We start from the raw sequence: 19,354 nt of genomic DNA on the forward strand, positions 1-19,354 counted from the left end.
ATTTTAAAGCTTTTTAGCCTTTGTTGATAACCTTGCTTACTAGTGTATAAGTCTTGCTTAAATACTTTTCACCTCGTTTATTCCAAATCGTTTCAAGGTCTGTACTGCATTCGCTTTTTCGACATCAGTGAAACCACTGTCTTTGAAAATCACTCGGCAAGTAGCTGGATTTAGCTCTTGTTTCCATGCGCCAATACCCTCGGCAACTTTGTTTGTGATACCATCTGCCAAGCAAATAAACAAAGCACCAAAACCAACGTTGAACACCTTTTTACCTTCCATGACTTTTTCTTCGATAGGTAAGGTTAAATCCAAACCATACTTCAATAAAATCTCGAACAGCACATCCTCTTCGGTGCGGTCTGCTTTGATGTTTTCTTGAGCCTCAAATAAACTTGTTTCTAAGTCTTCTGGATTACCGTCCCAACCTTTGATGTTGGAACTGTCAAGCTTGAATACCTTGAAACCAAGGTCTAAGTCTTTTACCTTGTCTGGATTTACTTCTGCTATTTTCTTCCCAGCTCTGCGGATTCGCTCCTTACCAATTGCAGTCAATGTTTTGTATCCTGTTTTGTAAGCTTCACTTTTTGAATCAGTTGGTTCTGGTATTTGAACCATAATAAATTTTCTTCTTCCAAAGTCTTCATTGTTTAACTGTAATATAGCCTGAGCTGTAGTCCCTGAGCCTGAAAAAAAATCTAAAATGATTTCATTGTTTTGAGGGACACCAATTCTCAATAAAGGTTCAAGTAAAGTTGTTGGTTTTGCGTATTCGAAAATTCCCTTCTTCTCAAAAATTTTATCTGCCTCACTAGCTGATGTGGATGAGAATCCAAACTCTGTTAAAATAGTAGGTAACGTTAAACCCTGTCTGACTTCATTTAGATATCTTTTTAAATATGGGGCTCCAGTATTTTCTCTAAATCCTATACGACCTTGAGTAATAAATTCGTCCATTTTTTCTCTATTAAAAAGCCAACATCTTCCCTCTGAAGGATAATATTCAATACCTGAACTCGGATTCTTAATCGGATAAATACAAGATTGGACTATTCGTCCGCCTTTTCCATTTGCACTCAAATCAGAAGCTACCCATGGTCCTCTTGAATCATTATCAGGATTGGAGTATCTATCTATAGATTTTTCATCCCTTGGTAATAATCCAAGCTTTTTTGAATTAATGTCTTTGCAATAACATAAAATAAATTCGTGTATTCTTCCAATGTTTCTGTCATTTGGGGGAGTTGCCCTTTTTTTCCAAATTAGGCATTCAAGGAAATTTTCTTCTCCAAAAATTTCATGACAAACTTTCTTTAAATTTTCTACTTCATTATCATCTATACTGATAAAAATTACACCATCTTCTTTTAGTAAATTTCTGGCCAATCTCAATCGTGGATACATCATATTGAGCCAATTAGAATGGTAACGACCGTCACTATCTGAATTTGTTGCAAGTTTATTGCCTTCGCTATCAATTTGACCTGTTATTTCCTGATAGTTTTTAAGATTATCTTTATAATCATCTTTATAAACAAAATCATTTCCAGTATTATAAGGTGGGTCAATGTAAATCATCTTTACCTTGTTGGCATAGCTTTTTTGCATCAACTTTAATACTTCCAAGTTGTCACCCTCAATGTAAAGGTTTTGGGTGGTATCCCAATCCACACTTTCCTCTTTACAGGGTCTTAACGTTCCTGTACTGGGTTTGTGCGCTTCTCTACGTGCTTGTGCCTTGCCAGCCCAAGTGAAACGGTAGTATTCTTCACCTTCTTCAATTTCTTCACCTAAAATTTCTTGAAGTACTTTGAAGTCTATTTTGCCCTCAGCTAATACTTCTGGGAAAAGCTCTTTCAACTTCTGGATGTTTTCATTTACAAGGTCAAGACTTTTAGTTTGTTCTGCTCCTTGTGTTATTTTTTCTAGGCTCATATTTGACTTAGTTTTATTTTGATGTCTTCTATTTGTTTTCTTTTTTGGTGTATCGCTATGTTTAGCGTTACTCTTTGGTTTTGTTGCTTTTCAGCTTTCAATTGATTGGTCAACTTCGAAATATCTCGTTCTAGGTCTTCTATTTGATTTAGCATGACCAAATCATCTTGTGTTCTGGCAGAATTTCTTGCTTGAAAAACACCCGTTACCGAAGCACTATTGAACTGAACAATAGCATTGCAATACCCACGATAAAGCATTTCTAAATTGGTTTTATCTAGCTTAGAAAAGTCTAAAGTAGTTAAAAAAGCATCACTCAGCTCTGTTTTATATAACTTTGAAATTGTTCCAGAGGTATATTGATTCTCTATAGTACGCTTTGTTTTATCGTTTTGGTTGATGCGTTTTTCACATACATTCAGCTTAAACTCGGTGTCATTTTCTACTATGACCAGCATGTTATAAGGAATATGTTTTTGGAAAAGTTGGAAGCAATTCGTAGCCACCTCATCCACTTTTTCATTCCCAACATTACAAATCATTATCTGGACTTCTTCATAGGTTACCAAGTCATTAATAACAGAAGGAACGTTACAATTTGAAGGTTTTAAGCTTGCTAACCATTCCATTTGAACAATAGTACTATTCAGCACTTTCTTTTCAGTAGCTGATAGGTCAAAATTTTTCAAAAAGAAAGCCTTAGTGAGCTTTTTTTGAAGCAATGATCTTTCGGGTAAGTTTAGTATGTCAACGTAGCTTAAACTCAATTTATTTAATGATTATATAACTGATTAATTCCAAACTTTCTTCTTGTTGAATAGCATCAGCGAAAAGCATTGTTCCTCCTGGTGTTGCCAACGAATCCAAACCAATTTCTTCTTGAATACCTTTCACTTCATCCATAGATTTCTTGAGTAGTTTCACATAGGCATCCATTCGCTTATTCCCTTTTGTTTCTTTATCAAATTCTGCAATTAACTCTGGAACTATTCTATCATTACCCATGCACAGCTTTCTGAAATAGTCTAAAGCAGTCTTGGTTTGCACCCCTTTGATAATTTCACTACCATCTAAACTGATATAGACCAAAAAGAATGGGTAGAGAATGTTATTCTTCAAATGCTTTGCATGGTCTTCTGTAGAGTCTTTCAAACAGAAAATAACCCCTTGTTTGATTTCTTCCAGATTGGATTTGACAATGGCATAAGAAGCCTTTGGAATTTCATTTAGCTCCAATAATTGAGCATCTGTACTTTTCTCCAAATCAATCTTGAAATCGTTAAATGTCAAATCGGTAATCGAAATGTTTCCTTGTACATCCTCCAAGTCAATCACTTGGTCTTGTAGCTGTTTTAACTGTCTTTTACGATAATCCAAATCTTGCATTTCACGGCTATTTTGTGAGATGATATTGTCTTCACCCGTGGCACTCACATCAAGCATTACCATACGCCCTTGAACACGAGCTACAAGGTCTATGAATCCATCTAGCTCCATACTAGGAAAGAAGTTCACTAGTTGGATATTTTCATTTTGCGAACCAATACGGTCAATTCGACCAAAGCGTTGAATAATTCGAACGGGATTCCAGTGAATGTCATAGTTTACCAAGTAATCACAGTCTTGAAGGTTTTGTCCCTCTGAAATACAATCAGTACAAATCAGCACATCAATTTCATTCTTTTCGTCTGGATTCAAATCGAATCGTTTTTTAGACTTTGGTGAAAAGTTGGTTAAGATGGAGTTCAAATCAGATTTACAATGAGGCATATTGGTTTTGTTGGTTTCAGAACCAGTGACCAAAGCCGAATATATTCCATATTCTTTTTGTAACCAATCTTTCAACTCTTCATGCAAGTACTTGGCAGTATCGGCAAATGCAGTGAATATGATTACTTTTTTATTTCCTTGATTGATAGGGTTTTGAATCTTGTCTCCAATTCGATTTTTTAGCTCTAAAAGCTTTGCATCTCGATTGTTATCAATTAAACGAATGCTACCTAATAAAGCCGTCAAAACAGCTTTGTCGCCTTTTAAATCTTGTTTCCAACGAATCGTATCAATATCTTGAAGTAAGACCTTTGTTTTACCACCAACAAGTAAATCTTCAAACTCTGTATCATCTATGTCAATATCGGTAATGTTGAAGTCTGTATCGATGTTACCGTTTCGATGCTCTTCAATTTGTCTAAGATTTTCATCAACTGTATGTATTAAACTCTCAACCGTTAACTTGAAGGCATGAATTGAACTTTCTAATCTCTTCAAAAGGTTGATACGCATCAAATAAATCAAACTTTGCTCACGGTCAACCTGTTTAAATACAGAACCCGTAGCAGTTTGCATATCGTATTTTTCTTCGTAAAACTCACGCTTGTCCGCTCTCACGTATCCTAACGGTGAGTATGAAGCAAGGGTTAGGGTGCTAATTTCATCGTAGATTTCACCAATATCTTTGAATTGTTTTTTGGTATCAATCTCTGGATAAATAGTAATTGGGACTAATCGATTCGGGAATTTACCAATGTCTGCTGTATCATAGTATTTTTCGATGTGCTTTCTTGAACGAGCTATAGTAAGCATATCAAGTATTCTGAAATACGACCCATCTAGGTGTTCCATTAACGATTTTACATCCAAATTATTCGGGTCACCATTTCGATACCAGTTGGTAAATCTTCGTTGCGCATCACGCATTACTTGAGTTATACTCTCTATACCGTGACCTGAAAAATAGTTATCATTTCCTTCTGTGATAAATGAAATTTGATTTTTTAAGTCATTCATTTTATTGTTCACAGGTGTTGCCGAAAGCATTAAGACCTTTGTTCGGATGTTTGACTTAATCACATCATTCATCAAACGTTTGTAGCGAGTGATTCCCTCTCTTTTGTTTGGGTTGTTACGGAAGTTATGAGATTCATCAATAACCACAAGGTCATAATTTCCCCAGTTGATAGTTTCCAAGTTAATATCACCCGATTTACCTCTTTCCCTTGAAAGGTCAGTGTGATTCAAAACATCATAATTCAACCTATCCTCAGCTAGCACATTGTAAATATCGTTCTGCTGGTAAACTGTCCAATTCTCTCTAAGCTTCTTTGGAGCAAGTACCAAGATTCTATCATTTCGAAGTTGATAATATTTGATTACAGCTAGAGCCTCAAAAGTTTTTCCAAGTCCAACTGAATCCGCAATGATACAGCCACCGTATTTTTCAATTTTTTCAATAGCTCCGATTACCGCATCTTTTTGAAAGTTGAAAAGCAAGTGCCAAATCTTAGAGTTTTTGAATCCAACTTTTTCCAACTTTTCATCTGCTCGCTCACTTACAGTAGAATAGTGAAATATCTCTCGAATACTGTATTTGTATATCGCTTCTGGAGTTAAATCTATAGTGCTTTTTTGTAGTCGTTGGATAATGGAATCATTCAAAAATGATTTGCTGTTGCTCCATGCATTATTAAACAATGACAAATACTGATTATTTGAATCCTCGAAAGAGTTTATAAAGATTGGAGATTTAGAATTCGCAATACCCAAACATAATGAATCTAAATCAAGAGGTGTAAGCATAAAGCATTGCGAAGTACCATTGTTTTCTATGATTAAGATGTTCTGGTTACCAAGACTACCTTGTCTAATTTCGATTTTATCCTTCAAAAAACTTACAACTTCGTTGATTTTACTTTTTCGGTCTAAAGCAAACTCTAGTTGCTTTTCGGAAGGAGCATGAATCAATCTAAAATCATCTTCGGAATTTAAATCAATTGAAAGCATTATTTGAACTTGAGTTGCTTTTTTTAAAGACTCAACAAGTTCAAATAAAGCGAAGGCGGTGAAGTGATTACAACTTAAATAAACTTTAGACTCATATTTAATTAAAGAATTTACCTCGTTGATAAGGACTATATTTTGGTTATTAATTATTTTCATTACAAATAATAAATCTATTATACAAAAATATTAATTATTAATATTTTTCTCAAAAATACAAAACCAATTGTTACTAAAAAAGAGGAAAACAATAAAATGTTTATTCATTACTTGCTTGAATGAAAAAACACCCCGTCATTCCGATGCTCGGAATGCCACCCCTCTATAAGAGGAGAACTGATTGTATGAATTTTGGCTTCGTGAACTTCGTTCGCAGACTTTTGGTCTTTGATTAGTCAACGGGATTCGTGATGTTATGAACTTGTGAAATCGTAAAGTTGATGATTTGAAAAGTTGTTAAGTCGTAAAGTTGAAATATTTTGCTTTATGAAGAGATTCTTCACTACGCTGTGCTTCGTTCAGAATGACAAGGTTATATATTTTACTGATGATTAGAAATCTGTTTCAATGGGAGAATTGTTTTTGAATCGCAAAGATTTTTTTTTTGAATTGCTTTTTTAAGTGAGCTAAGTTGGCGAAATTCATTCGCTTTGAAGCGGGGTGGAAATTGATGTGGGATGAGGTACGAGATGCGAGTATTTCTATCACAAAGTTCACTGAAATGGGGTGAAATGATGGCGCTTTTGAGGACTCCGAGGAACATTGGAAATTGTGAAGATGTGAAGTTGAAATATTTTGCTTTATGAGGAGATTCTTCACTATGCTGCGCTTCGTTCAGAATGACACAGTTCTGGTTTGTAGTCACGGATTAGAAAATCGCGCCATCAGGATGAGGTGCGAGATGCGGCGTGCGAGGTGCGAGTATTTCTATCACAAAGTTCACGGAGAATCGGTGAAATGATTGTGTTTTTGAGCGCACTGAGGAACATCGGAGATGTTGTGGGAAGTGCACTAGTTTTTCAGTTTATACATGTAGAAAAGAACATATTCTACTTATAAAAAGATTCTTCACTTTGCTACGCTACGTTCAGAATGACAGAGTTCTAGTTTGTATTCACAGATTAGAAAATCGTGCCATCGGGATGAGATGCGAGTTACGAGGTAAGAGTATTTCTATCACAAAGTTCACCAAGTATAGGTGAAATGATGTCGTTTTTGAGGACACTGAGGAACATCGGAGATGTTCTGGAAACTTTCTATAATTTGAGATTTCTAAGAAATGACAAAGTGGCTTCGATAGGCTCAGCCACCAATTAAAGTTATGAAGTTATGAGGTGATTAAAGGCCATTTAAAAAAATGGCTTCGACGGGCTCAGCCACCGGAATTCGACGGGCTCAGCCAACGGAATTTGACAGGCTCAGTCGCCGGGATTGGTGTCTTTTTTCTTTTTGGTTTTGGTTTTGGTGGTTTTTTCTTCTTGAAAAGAGATGACTTTTCCTTTGCTGTCAATGACTTTTTTGGTAAGTTGGGTTACCATTTCGATGAGTTCTTCTTTGAATTTTTGTGCCTCGTATTCGCCTTTTTCAATCTTTCTGAGTTTTTGCTCCCATTCTCCTGTTAGTTCGGCACTTTTTAACAATTCATCTTCTATGGTATCAATTAAATCAATACCCGTTTGAGTCGCGAAAAGATTTTTCCTTTTCTTTTCGATGTATTTTCGTTTAAAAAGCGTTTCAATAATATTAGCTCTTGTAGAAGGCCTTCCTATTCCGTTATTTTTCAAAAGTTCACGCAGTTCTTCGTCTTCCACCTGTCTTCCTGCAGTTTCCATGGCCCTTAGCAATGTAGCTTCTGTATATGGTTTTGGCGGAGTAGTTCTTCCCTGATGCACAAAAGGTTCGTGTTCGCCTTTTTCGCCCACTGTAAATTCAGGAATAAGTTGTTCTTCATTTTTTTCTTCTTTTTCAGCCGTTTCTTTTTGGTCTTTGGCATAGACTATGCGCCAACCTGGCTCGAGAATTTGTTTTCCCGATGCTTTGAAATTGATGGTTCCTACCTGACCTTCTACCAAAGTATTGGAAATTTTACATTCTGGATAAAAGACTGCAATGAAACGCTTTGCCACCAAATCATAGACTAATTTTTCTTCTCTGGTTAAGTTGGAAGTTGGCGGGATTTCCGTTGGAATAATCGCATGATGGTCTGTGACTTTGGCATCATCAAAAACGGCTTTTGACATTGGAATTGGCGCTTCTAAAAGAGGAGCTGTTAAGTCTGAATAAAAATTCATGCTTCTGAGAATTCCCGAAATTTTTGGATATAAGTTCTCCGAAAGGTAGGTGGTATCTACTCTAGGATAGGTGGTGTGTTTTTTTTCGTAGAGGCTTTGAATATAATTGAGCGTGCTTTCTGCAGAAAATCCATATTTTTTATTGGCTTCTACCTGAAGTCCCGTTAAGTCGAACAATCGTGGATTTTTTTCTTTTCCTTCTTTGATTTCAAAAGCAATGATTTCAAAAAGATTTTGTTTGAGATATTCCAAACCTTTTTCAGCTCTTTCTGCCGATTGTAAACGGTCAATTGCCGCTGTGAAAACCACTTCTCGGTATTTGGTTTTGAGTTCCCAATAGTCTTTTTGAACGAAGGCGTCTATTTCTTTTTGGCGTTTCACGAGCATTGCCAAAGTAGGTGTTTGCACTCTCCCAATGGATAAAACGGCTTTGTTTCCTCCAAATTTTTTGGTGAATAAACGGGTAGCATTAATTCCGAGAAGCCAATCTCCTATTGCTCTGGCGTTTCCTGCTAAGTAGAGATTTTTGTAATCTTCGGCAGATTTTAATTTTTCAAAACCTTCTTTTATGGCATCTTCCGTCAAAGAAGAAATCCAGAGTCTTTTTACGGGTTTGTCACATTTGGCTTTTTGTAAAACCCATCGCTGAATGAGTTCTCCTTCTTGACCAGCATCCCCGCAATTGATGACTTCCTCACATTCTTTGACCAAAGATTCTATAACTTTGAACTGTCTTTCTACTCCGGTATTGTTGATTAATTTAATTCCGAAATTTTTAGGAATTATGGGCAGTAAGAAGAGATTCCACGCTTTGTATTCGGGTGCGTAATCGTGAGGTTCTTTCAAGGTACACAGATGTCCGAAAGTCCACGTTACGCAGTAACCATTGCCTTCCATATAGCCACTTTTAGGAGTGGTGGCTCCCAAAACTTTAGCGATATCTCTTGCTACACTTGGTTTTTCTGCAATACAAAGTTTCATGATTGAATTCTAAAAGGGCTGCAAAAATGCATTTTTTTTATTTTAAAAAAGAAATAAATTTACAAAAATATGCTTGATAAAAAACGTTTGTCTTTTATTAAAACGGTTTTTTAAAATTCTTTCTATCCCAATTAATTTTCCGTTTTTCTAAATTTTTGGAAATAATGTATCAAATCTATGGGTGATTAATTGAGTATAATGGGTTTTCATTTCATCAGAAAGAAAACTTTGGTTAATAAAATCTTTCCATTTTGGTAAAACTTTATTAAAACGACTATAAATAGCCTGCAAAGACTTCTCATTAATATTTAAGGAATTGGCTAATTTATTAAAATCCTTTAATCCTATTCTATTTTTCTTACCGTTAATGGTTAATGCAGATTCTTCATTATCATCAGGAATTACAAGTACTGTACTTAACAAATCATAAGCTGGAGAAAACTCATACTCTCCCAAAGCATTTTCAATCAGTGAATAGTTTTTCAAATGCATATCTGAATTTCCTATGAGAAAACTAAAAAGTACCAATTCAAACAAACGTTGAGATTCAAAACCTTTATTTGCAGTGAATTGATATACTAATTTTCCTATTTTTTCTACAGAGCCTCTGTACTTGTGTTCTGTAAGATTTTCGCTTAACTGACAAAAATCTTCTACTGCTATTTTCTTTCCTTTGTTTCTGTCAAATCTTTTGGTAATATAGCCTAACTCACCAGATTTTAGCCTAATAAGAGAATGTTTTGCTACTTTTATTTTTACCAATTCTGCTAAATGCATTGTTAAATCCTCATTTTCTGGCAATTCGGCAAACTGTTGAGATTGAGGCTTAAAAATATAATCCCCATGCAATCCTACTATCGTTAAACGAGGAATTTCTTTTAATTTTTTTTCCAGTTCCAAAGAAAGTTTTGGCTGAACACCAGTAACCGCTATACTTTTAATCACCAATTTTTTGGCGATTTCTTCAGTTTCTTTTAGGTTAAAATCGAGAATAGGTGAAACGTTTGTCCCAAACATTTTTTTGGAACATGCTTGGTGAAAATCTATTTCATTTCCTTCTAAAGGCTGATAACAATACAAACAATTCTTCATTTTAGTTTTCATTTGGAATGATAGAAATACAACCTATACAATCTCTGCACATAGAAAGTAGTAAACCGAAACGATCTCTCGGATTAATTTTCCAGTTGTCTATTGCAATATTCAATAACCATCCTTCAGGAATCAAACCATCAAAAAAAGGAAACAAAATCTTACTTTGAAAAGCAGCCTTTTGTAAAGGCAAAGTTAAACTTACAGGTTTGGAATTTGGGTTTTCAAGATATTGACTTTCATACACAAAAAAATACCCCTCTTCATTTTCAGTGAGAAGTCCTGCCAATTGATATTGATAAAAAACTTGCGCCTGTCTCATTATTCAGATTTTTTAATTACTCCCATTTTACTTCCGAACAACGCCAAGACTTGATTCACTTTATCTAAGCGAACCGTCTGTTTCCCTTGTTCTAACTCCCTAATAAAACGTAACCCAACCCCTGCTCTTTCGGCAAGTTCTGACTGAGTAAGTTTTAATTGTTTGCGTTTTTCCTTAACAAAAAGTGAAAGTTTACTTTCCATTTTATACCCTTTAAGGTACAAATATAGTAAAAATTTATAATAATATACCTTTTCGGGTATAAAAATAGATTTAATTGCATAGATTATACCTTTTCGGGTATAAAATTTGTTTTAAAACAAAAAAAACACTCACAAAATTGCAAGTGTTTTAACGTTTATTTGTGGAGAATATGGGACTCGAACCCACCACCTTTAGACTGCCAGTCTAACGCTCTAGCCAGATGAGCTAATTCCCCATAAAAAAGAAAACTTAGTTTTCTTTTTCTGCCAAATAATGGTCTATAATTTCAAAAGCTTTTTGCTCGTCATGAATGTTTACCTCTAGTTTTAAAGCGGTAGCGGTAGGTGTAGAAAGCAAATTATTAAGGTATTTATTGCTCACTGAACAAGCGATTCCTACATCTTCTAATTTCTTTTTCACGATTTGTATTTGAACCATTTCATCTGCTTCAAATACCGAAACTCTTGGTAATTCTGCTCCCATATTTCTAATTTTAACACAAATTTATAAAAATTACTGATTTAATCGATACTTCTCTTGATATGTTTTGTAAAGTTCTTTCTGTTGATTGTCTAGATTAATTTTTCTACCCTCTATGAAAGCTTCAGTCACATTATTGGTTAATTGATCCAGTGCATCACCCTCAGAAATGAAAAGTGTAGCGCTTTTTCCTACTTCTAAAGTTCCGTAGTTTTTATCAATTCCCAACATTATGGCAAGGTTAATGGTGATGCTTTGTAAGGCTTTCTCTTTTTCTACACCATACGCAACGGTAGTTCCAGCCAAAAACGGAAGATTTCTAGAATTTTGGTATTCCATATCTCCGCTGTAATCTAACCCGTAGAGAATGCCTTTATCTTGCACCAATTTTGCAAATTCGTAAGGTAATCTCGGGGAATCCGAACTGTTGACCGGCAAGCTGTGAACTCTCTTGATGATGAGTGGGAAATTGCTCTTTTTAACATCATCTAAAACCCCTACCAAATTGCTTTCACCAATCAAAACTACATTTTTAAGGTTTAGTTTATTGGCCCAAGCAATCACTTCTAGCGTTTCATTGGCTCCTGCTACTTCCACAAATAGTTTTCTGTTTTCAAAGACTGGTTTTATGGCGTTCAGTTTATAATCTTTCACTTGCTGATTGTCATATTGCTGCGCTCTCTGAAAGAGGGAAGTGAGTTCTTTAATTTTTTCTGTTCTTCTGGTTTGGAATTCCTTGTTTCTTTTTTCATCGTCAATTCTAAAAATTTCAGGCCAAGAAAGGTGCAAAACATTATCCGTAGCTACCACCGCATCTTCCCAGTTCCAAGCGTCTAGTTGCATGATGGAAGAGGTACAAGACAATGTGCCGTGTTTCAGAACCGGCTGAGTTAATAAAACGCCATTACTTCTAATCACGGGAATGACATGAGAGTCTGTATTGAAAGAGATGAGCGAACGTACTTCTGGCGAAATATCATTGGCTTCTCTATAATCTACGGTGGCATTGGTTGCGGAAATTTCTACCAAGCCTAATGTATTATTCACCAAAATAAAACCCGGATAAACGTGTTTATTTTGGGCATTGATGACTTCTGCATTACTCGGAATGCTTCCATTAATCTGGGTGATTTTTCCGTTTTCAAAAACAAGAGAAGCGTTATTTAAAACCGTTCCTGTAGCGGTGTGAATCGTGGCATTGGTAATGGCAATCGGATTTTTTTGTGCAGGTGCAGGATTTGGTCTTTGTGCCAAAACCATTGCCGAAACCAAAATATATAAAGTGAAAAATATTTTTTTCATGAAATTTAATTTTTAGTGTTGATGAAAATCTTCTTCTAACGTATCACAGTGGTACAATTTCTTTTGCTCTGTTTTTACTGACTGGGTATTTCCTTTTTTGGCATCATCTGAGAATAACATTTTTTGAATAATTCTGTTTTTCTCGTTCTTCACCATTTCATCTTTTTCGGCTTGTTTTTGAGCATCAAAAATGAGTTTTCCGTCTACAAAAGTTTTATTTACCGTAGCATAAATACTCAATGGATTGTCTGTCCACAATACCAAATCAGCATCTTTACCTACTTCAATTGTTCCTAATTTATGGTCTAGTTTCAGCATTTTGGCAGGATTCAGCGTTACGGTTTTCCAAGCTTCTTCTTGAGAAATGTTTCCGTATTTAACCAATTTACCTGCTTCCTGATTCAGTCTTCTCGCCATTTCGGCATCATCAGAATTGATGGCGGTATTGACTCCAGATTTTAATAAAATCGCAGCATTGTAAGGAATGGCTTCTCTCACTTCTTCTTTATAACCCCACCAATCTGAGAATGTAGAAGCGTTTGCTCCGTGCAATTTCATCTTGTCTGCCACTTTGTAGCCTTCTAAAATGTGCGTGAAGGTGTTTACTTTGAAATTAAATTTCTCTGCAATTTTCATAAACATGTTGATTTCGCTTTGCACATAAGAATGACAAGTGATGTAGCGTTTAGATTTTAAAATTTCTAAATGCGTTTCTAGTCTTAAATCTTTTCTGTAATTTTTATTGGTTTGCTTTTCTTTTTCGTATTCTAAAGCTCTGGTGAACCAAAAGTCAAATGCCTGTTCTACTCCACCTCTCGACTGAGGAAAACGATTAGGGTTATTGCCCCAATTCGATTGTTTTACGTTTTCTCCCAAAGCAAATTTGATGAATTGAGGCGCATTAGGAAACTTCATGTTTTCGGCATTTTCTCCCCAAGCAAATTTCACAATGGAAGACTGTCCGCCAATAGGATTTGCAGAACCGTGTAATTGTTGTGCTGTGGTAACACCGCCTACAATCTGTCTGTAGAAATTTACATCATCAGGATTGATGACATCGCTCATTCTCACCTCTGCAGAAGAATTGCTTCCCGCTTCATTTACGCCTCTAGAAAGTCCGATATGCGTGTGTTCATCTATGATTCCATTGGTTAAGTGTAAATTGGTTCCGTCAATTTCTTCGGCGTTTCCTTTGCTTAATTGAGTGCCTACTTCTACGATTTTTCCTTTAGAAATTTTAACATCATAATTTTTTACAATTCCTTTTGAGGTATTGGTCCAAACCGTAGCATTTCTAATAATATAATCTTTTTGAGTCGGCACATTTTCGCTTCCAAAAGCTGCAAAAGGATACCAAATTTTACCGATTTCTTTTGGCTTTTCTTCTTCTTTTTTGGTTTCAGCTTCATTATTTTTTACAAAGGTGATGCTGTAAGGAACTTTGTTTCCTTGTTTGTTCAGGGCAAAACCATTGGTGTTTTTATAATCTGCAAGCGGATAAAGAATTCTATAATTCTGTACAGAATCTTTCGGTAAAACCAATTCCAGAGCCATTTTATAGTCGCTCACGTTTAGTTTTACTTTTCCGTCTTTCTTCTCCTGACTTACTTTAGCTTCTGGCTTCAGAAGAGAACCCGCAATTTTTAAATCATAGTTCTGATTGTTTATCGTAAGTTGATACACTCCTCTAATGTCTTGGTCTAACAATTTATTTACCACGAAGTTTTTTCCTGTCACCCAATTTTCCTGTAAAACGGCATCTTTGCTGAATAAATCTTCTGTAAATAATAAGAAATTGGCATAACTTCCTTTTCTTAAATTCCCTAAAGTGGTTTCTGATTTTACAATTTTTGCAGGGTTTTCGGTCAAAGATTTCAGAATTGCTTCTTTAGACAAACCATTTTTATAGAGTTCTCTAATTTTTCCTAAGAATGAAGATTTGTCTTTCAACTTATTCATCGTGAAGGCAAAGTCTACATTTTCTTTTTGAAGAAACATTGCATTATAAGGCGCCAATTCCCAATGCTTTAATTCAGCAACATTGGCATTTTCTACATCTAAAGCATCATTAATCTGATACGGTTTAGGATATTCTAAAGGCAATAAAAAGAAACCACCTGTAGATTTCATTTCTTTGGCTCTTTGGTATTCATTTCCAGAACCCATAAAAACGAATTGCTGTAGGGCTTCGTCTCCAATTTTATCCGCTCTTAAAACGTCCCATTTTTCAGAAGTTTCGATGATGGTTGGTAATTTTTTATATTGATTAAATGCTTCTAAGTTTAGATTTTTCTCTACTGCACTTCCTCCTTTTTCATACCAATCTGCATCTAAATAAAACTGTCTCAACAAGGCAATAGAACCCGCCAAAGAAGTAGGATAAGACTGTCTAGAACTGCCTTTGTCAAAAGAAAGCATTAAAGCTGCATCTTCTTTGATGATTTTTTCTGCAGGTTTTCCGTTTCCTAAATTGTACAGCACCGCAGAACCTCTCACGATTCCATCCTGGTTGAAACTTAAAACTGTACCGAAACCTTGATTTAAGTATTCTTCGTAGTCTTTTCCTTGATTGGTAAATTGGTCAACTGCCCTAGAATAGGCTTTTACAGCATCATTATACGCCGCTGCAGAAGCGGTATTCGGAAGATAGATGCTTCTAGAATCTGCTTGTTTCGCTTCAGATTTTTCTACGCCAATATTGGTATACAAATCAATAAATGAAGGATAGACAAACTTTCCTTTTCCATCAATCACCACGGCATTTTTCGGGATTGCTACTTTACCCGATTCTAACACTTTACCATTTTGAATGACCAAAACTGCATCTGGAATCACTGTTTTGTAATCCTGATACAAGGTGATGTTTTTAATTGCATAAATGCTTTGATCTTTGGTAGTGGTGTCATTTTGCCAATACCCTAATTGTGCTTGCATCCAACTGAAAAGAATGCAAGAAAAGAGACTCAATACTTTCTTCATATCAATAATAATGAACTATTTTTAGATTTTTTAAAAATAGGAATATTTTTTGAAATAAAAAGAGGACAAAAAAAATCGCTCAATTTTTAAAAATTGAACGATTGTGAGAAATATAGTAAATGTTAAAAGTTTTAGTAGTTTGATGCAATTTTTTCTATTTTATCCAAAGCAAATTGCAAGTCTTCTTGAGTTACATTCAAATGTGGACGGAATCTAATCGATTTTTCGCCACAGATGAGTACAATTACGTTTTCTTCGAAGAGTTTTTCTTGGAAATCGGCTCTTGCTTTTCCGTCTGGTAAATCAAAAGCACACATTAATCCTCTTCCTCTTGCATTAGAAATTAGGTGTGGGAACTTCGCTTGAAGTTTTTGTAAACCTTCCAATAAAAATTCGCCTTGTTTCTGAACGTTTTCCAGAAGATTTTCTTTTTCGATAATTTCTAAAACCAATTGGAATCTTAGCATATCGATGAAATTTCCTCCGAAAGTAGAGTTGATTCTAGAACTTTCAGCAAAAACGTGGTGTTCTACTTCGTCTAACTTGGTTTTACTTGCCAAAATACCACAAACCTGTGCTTTTTTCCCGAAAGAAATCACATCCGGAACTACGCTATAATTTTGGAACGCCCACATTTTACCTGTAATTCCGATTCCTGTTTGTACCTCATCAAAAATGAGCAACATTTCGTTTTCGTCGCAGATTCTTCTTAATTCTACTAAAAATTCATCACGGAAATGATTGTCTCCACCTTCAGCCTGAATGGTTTCGATGATGATACAAGCTGCCTTATCTTGATTTGATAAAATCGCTTCTTCAATCTGAACCAAAGCTAATTGTTCATTCTTGATGGTTTCCTGTAAATTTTCTTCGGTGATTGGGAAATACAATTTCGGATTGATGATTCTTGGCCAATCAAACAATGGAAAATATTGATATTTTCTTGGGTCATTGGTATTGGTTAAACTCAATGTATAACCACTTCTTCCATGGAAAGCTTGTTTAAAGTGGATCGCAACAGAGCCTTCGGTTTTGCTTCCTTTGAGCCAATTTTTTCTGGTTTTCCAGTCGAAAGCTGTTTTCAAAGCATTTTCTACTGCAAGAGCACCTCCTTCTACAAAGAAACAATACGGCAATTCTTCTGGAATCGCTACTCTGCTGAAGGTTTCTACGAAATCTGCATATTCCTGTAAATACACATCAGACATGGTAGGTTTGTACACTGCCATTTTGCCCAACCACGCAGATTTCCCTACGATATACGGATGATTATACCCTACCGAAGCAGAACCGAACATTGAAAACATATCCAGAAATTCTGTTCCTGTTAAACGGTCATGAATCCAAGAGCCGTGTGATTTTTCGTAATCCATTACGAAATCAAAACCATCTGCTAAAATATGTTTTCCTAATGTTGCTTTTACTTTGTTGCCTGCAACTTCGTGGCTTAATTCTATTGTTTTGTTCATATGATTAATGTGATAATTTGTTAATTTGTTGATTTGATGATTTTATCCTGCAAGTTCAATATCAATCAATTTCAATTTTTGATTGATTATTTTAAATTCATAGATAACTGAAAATTCCATATTTCCCATTCCTTCTTCGTATTCAGCTTCTGAATACAAATTCAAAATGTAAAGGTCATCTACTTTAGAACAAATCATTTTATATCTTTCTTTTCCTTTTTTGATAAATTTTGCTTCATAATTGCTTTTGACGTAAAACTCATTGAAATCTATTTTTTGAAATAATTCCAAAAAAATTGGACTAAAAATCAAATGATGATACTTTTCGAAGTCCTTATTAGTAAATGGAACTTCAGTATTGTCATTTTTCGTAACATCAATCTCTAACAAATGCCAAATACTATTGGATTCTGACATTATTGGATTCTTAACAAAAGTTTTAATTTTAGTTTCATCATTCTCAAAAAAAGCTTTCTGAAGTTCTTTAAATTGTGCAGCCCAGTTTAAAGAATCTTCAAGTTCAAGTTCAATCAAATCTCTTGGGTAGAAAATTTCTGAATTTTCTTTTTTAATTAAATCGTTATTATTGACTTTCTCTTTTTCCTTCTTTTCACAAGAAAAAACCAGAAAAAATGATAATATTAAAAATAGATTCTTCATTTCACTTCGTTTCATTCAGAATGACAAATGGTAAAACTTCCTGCATCCTGCATTTTACATCTCGCATTTTACAAATCAAACTTAATTCCTTGTGCTAAAGGTAGGTTTGTGGTGTAATTGATGGTATTGGTTTGTCTTCTCATGTACACTTTCCAAGCGTCTGAACCTGATTCTCTACCGCCTCCTGTTTCTTTTTCTCCACCGAAAGCTCCACCAATTTCGGCACCAGAAGTTCCGATGTTTACATTGGCAATTCCACAATCTGAACCTGCGTGAGAAAGGAATTTTTCGGCTTCTCTTAAATTATTGGTCATAATCGCAGAAGATAAACCTTGTGCTACTCCATTTTGAATTTCAATGGCATTTTCTACGTCTCCTGAATATTTTAACAAGTATAAAATCGGTGCAAAAGTTTCGTGCTGTACAATTTCAAAATCGTTTTCTGCTTCTGCAATCGCTGGTTTTACATAGCAACCACTTTCGTAGCCTTTTCCTTTTAAAACACCGCCTTCTACAATCAGTATACCGCCTTCTTTTTTCACTTTTTTCAATGCCTCTTCATACATTTTCACTGCATCGGTATCGATCAATGGACCTACGTGATTATTCTGATCAAGAGGATTTCCTATTTTTAATTGTCCGTAAGCTGCTACAATCGCATCTTTTACTTTATCATAAATGCTTTCATGAATGATGAGTCTTCTGGTAGAAGTACAACGTTGACCCGCAGTTCCTACTGCTCCGAAAACCGCACCAATTACTGTCATTTTAATGTCTGCATCTGGTGTTACGACAATCGCATTATTTCCTCCTAATTCCAGAAGTGATTTTCCTAATCTCGCTGCTACATTTTGGGCTACAATTTTTCCCATTCTGGTAGAACCTGTTGCAGAAACTAGAGGAACTCTGGTGTCTTTTGCCATTAAATCCCCAATTTCAGCATCTCCAATGACTAAATTTGAAATTCCTAAAGGAAGATTATTCTCTTGAAGCACTTCGGTGATGATGTTTTGACAAGCAATTCCGCACAATGGTGTTTTTTCTGAAGGTTTCCACACGCAAACATCTCCACAAATCCAAGCTAATGCAGTGTTCCAAGACCAAACTGCTACTGGAAAATTGAATGCAGAAATAATTCCTACAATACCTAAAGGATGATATTGTTCGTACATTCTGTGACCTGGACGTTCTGAATGCATGGTTAAACCATGTAACTGACGAGATAAACCTACTGCAAAATCGCAGATGTCTATCATCTCTTGAACTTCGCCCAAACCTTCCTGTAGTGATTTACCCATTTCATAAGAAACAAGTTTCCCTAAATCTTCTTTATGTTTTCTGAGTTTATCGCCAAACTGTCTTACGATTTCTCCACGTTTTGGAGCTGGCATCAGTCTGAATTCTTTGAATGCTTTTTCTGCTTCTTCGATTACTTTTTCGTAGTCTTTTTTTGAAGAAGCGGTGACTTTAGCAATTAAATTTCCATCTACTGGCGAGTAACTTTCGATTACTTTTCCTGTAGCAAACCATTTTCCTCCAGTAGAAGAGCCTTTATTCTCTGCTTTAATTCCTAAATTTTTTAAAACTTTTTCAATCCCGAAATCTTTATTTTTCTTTGACATTATGTTGAATTTGAATTTTGGTAAATATATCAAATTTTAAAGAATCAATAAAAAAAATCGCATTTTGTTAAATATTTTTCAAAATTAAACGTTAGATAAATTTATTTTTTACAATAAAAGAATTTGAAAGATAAAATATCTATTATATTAAAAATTTCAGAAAAGAAAATGAATGGTATAGAAAGGGAATTTTGCAGAAATTTTGTATTTTTGGGCAAAGAATTGATATGACCAAACATG

Annotated in this window: 13 protein-coding genes and 1 tRNA gene; all 14 read right to left on the reverse strand. The window is 35.1% G+C overall.

Annotated elements, in window-relative coordinates:
- Nucleotides 1-57: 57 nt before the first annotated feature.
- The 14 genes from EB819_RS05910 to amaB all read right to left on the reverse strand — a co-directional run bounded on the left by EB819_RS05910 (nucleotide 58) and on the right by amaB (nucleotide 19,114).
- Complete coding sequence (locus EB819_RS05910; RefSeq protein WP_069796503.1) at nucleotides 58-1,935, reverse strand: site-specific DNA-methyltransferase; 1,878 nt, start codon at nucleotides 1,933-1,935, stop codon at nucleotides 58-60.
- A complete protein-coding gene (locus EB819_RS05915) occupies nucleotides 1,932-2,702 on the reverse strand; it encodes a DUF4391 domain-containing protein (protein WP_069796505.1) in 771 nt (256 codons plus the stop codon). Before EB819_RS05915 ends, EB819_RS05910 begins: the two co-directional genes overlap by 4 nt.
- Nucleotide 2,703: 1 nt before the next feature.
- Nucleotides 2,704-5,871, reverse strand: a complete 3,168-nt coding sequence (locus tag EB819_RS05920) for a helicase-related protein (protein WP_069796507.1) — start codon at nucleotides 5,869-5,871, stop codon at nucleotides 2,704-2,706.
- A 1,259-nt stretch (nucleotides 5,872-7,130) separates the two neighbouring features.
- Nucleotides 7,131-8,984, reverse strand: a complete 1,854-nt coding sequence (locus EB819_RS05925) for a DNA topoisomerase 3 (protein ID WP_245993231.1) — start codon at nucleotides 8,982-8,984, stop codon at nucleotides 7,131-7,133.
- 147 nt (nucleotides 8,985-9,131) lie between these two features.
- Nucleotides 9,132-10,088, reverse strand: coding sequence for a type II toxin-antitoxin system HipA family toxin (locus EB819_RS05930; RefSeq protein WP_245993233.1), 957 nt, complete (start codon nucleotides 10,086-10,088; stop codon nucleotides 9,132-9,134).
- The gene (locus EB819_RS05935) at nucleotides 10,078-10,398 is read right to left on the reverse strand and encodes a HipA N-terminal domain-containing protein (protein WP_069796509.1); all 321 of its coding nucleotides are present in this window, start codon (nucleotides 10,396-10,398) and stop codon (nucleotides 10,078-10,080) included. Before EB819_RS05935 ends, EB819_RS05930 begins: the two co-directional genes overlap by 11 nt.
- Nucleotides 10,398-10,601: a helix-turn-helix transcriptional regulator gene (locus EB819_RS05940; protein WP_069796510.1), complete on the reverse strand. Its 204-nt coding sequence runs from the start codon at nucleotides 10,599-10,601 to the stop codon at nucleotides 10,398-10,400. The genes EB819_RS05935 and EB819_RS05940 overlap by 1 nt, the downstream gene beginning before the upstream one ends.
- Before the next feature lie 162 nt (nucleotides 10,602-10,763).
- Nucleotides 10,764-10,837 (reverse strand) — tRNA-Ala (locus EB819_RS05945).
- Between the two features lie 14 nt (nucleotides 10,838-10,851).
- The gene (locus tag EB819_RS05950) at nucleotides 10,852-11,085 is read right to left on the reverse strand and encodes a DUF2007 domain-containing protein (RefSeq protein ID WP_069796512.1); all 234 of its coding nucleotides are present in this window, start codon (nucleotides 11,083-11,085) and stop codon (nucleotides 10,852-10,854) included.
- 30 nt (nucleotides 11,086-11,115) lie between these two features.
- The gene (locus EB819_RS05955) at nucleotides 11,116-12,384 is read right to left on the reverse strand and encodes an amidohydrolase family protein (RefSeq protein WP_069796514.1); all 1,269 of its coding nucleotides are present in this window, start codon (nucleotides 12,382-12,384) and stop codon (nucleotides 11,116-11,118) included.
- A gap of 12 nt (nucleotides 12,385-12,396) precedes the next feature.
- On the reverse strand, nucleotides 12,397-15,318 hold the full coding sequence (locus tag EB819_RS05960) for an amidohydrolase family protein (RefSeq protein WP_164467599.1): 2,922 nt from the start codon (nucleotides 15,316-15,318) through the stop codon (nucleotides 12,397-12,399).
- 176 nt (nucleotides 15,319-15,494) lie between these two features.
- Nucleotides 15,495-16,832 carry an L-lysine 6-transaminase gene (gene lat / locus EB819_RS05965; RefSeq protein WP_069796518.1) on the reverse strand — a complete coding sequence of 446 codons (1,338 nt, stop codon included), beginning with the start codon at nucleotides 16,830-16,832 and terminating at the stop codon, nucleotides 15,495-15,497.
- Between the two features lie 42 nt (nucleotides 16,833-16,874).
- Complete coding sequence (locus EB819_RS05970) at nucleotides 16,875-17,492, reverse strand: hypothetical protein (RefSeq protein ID WP_069796520.1); 618 nt, start codon at nucleotides 17,490-17,492, stop codon at nucleotides 16,875-16,877.
- A gap of 68 nt (nucleotides 17,493-17,560) precedes the next feature.
- Nucleotides 17,561-19,114 (reverse strand): L-piperidine-6-carboxylate dehydrogenase, encoded by a 1,554-nt coding sequence (gene amaB / locus EB819_RS05975; protein WP_069796521.1) that lies wholly within the window; start codon nucleotides 19,112-19,114, stop codon nucleotides 17,561-17,563.
- Nucleotides 19,115-19,354: the final 240 nt, after the last annotated feature.

This window comes from Cloacibacterium normanense (assembly GCF_003860565.1).
GTDB lineage: Bacteria > Bacteroidota > Bacteroidia > Flavobacteriales > Weeksellaceae > Cloacibacterium > Cloacibacterium normanense.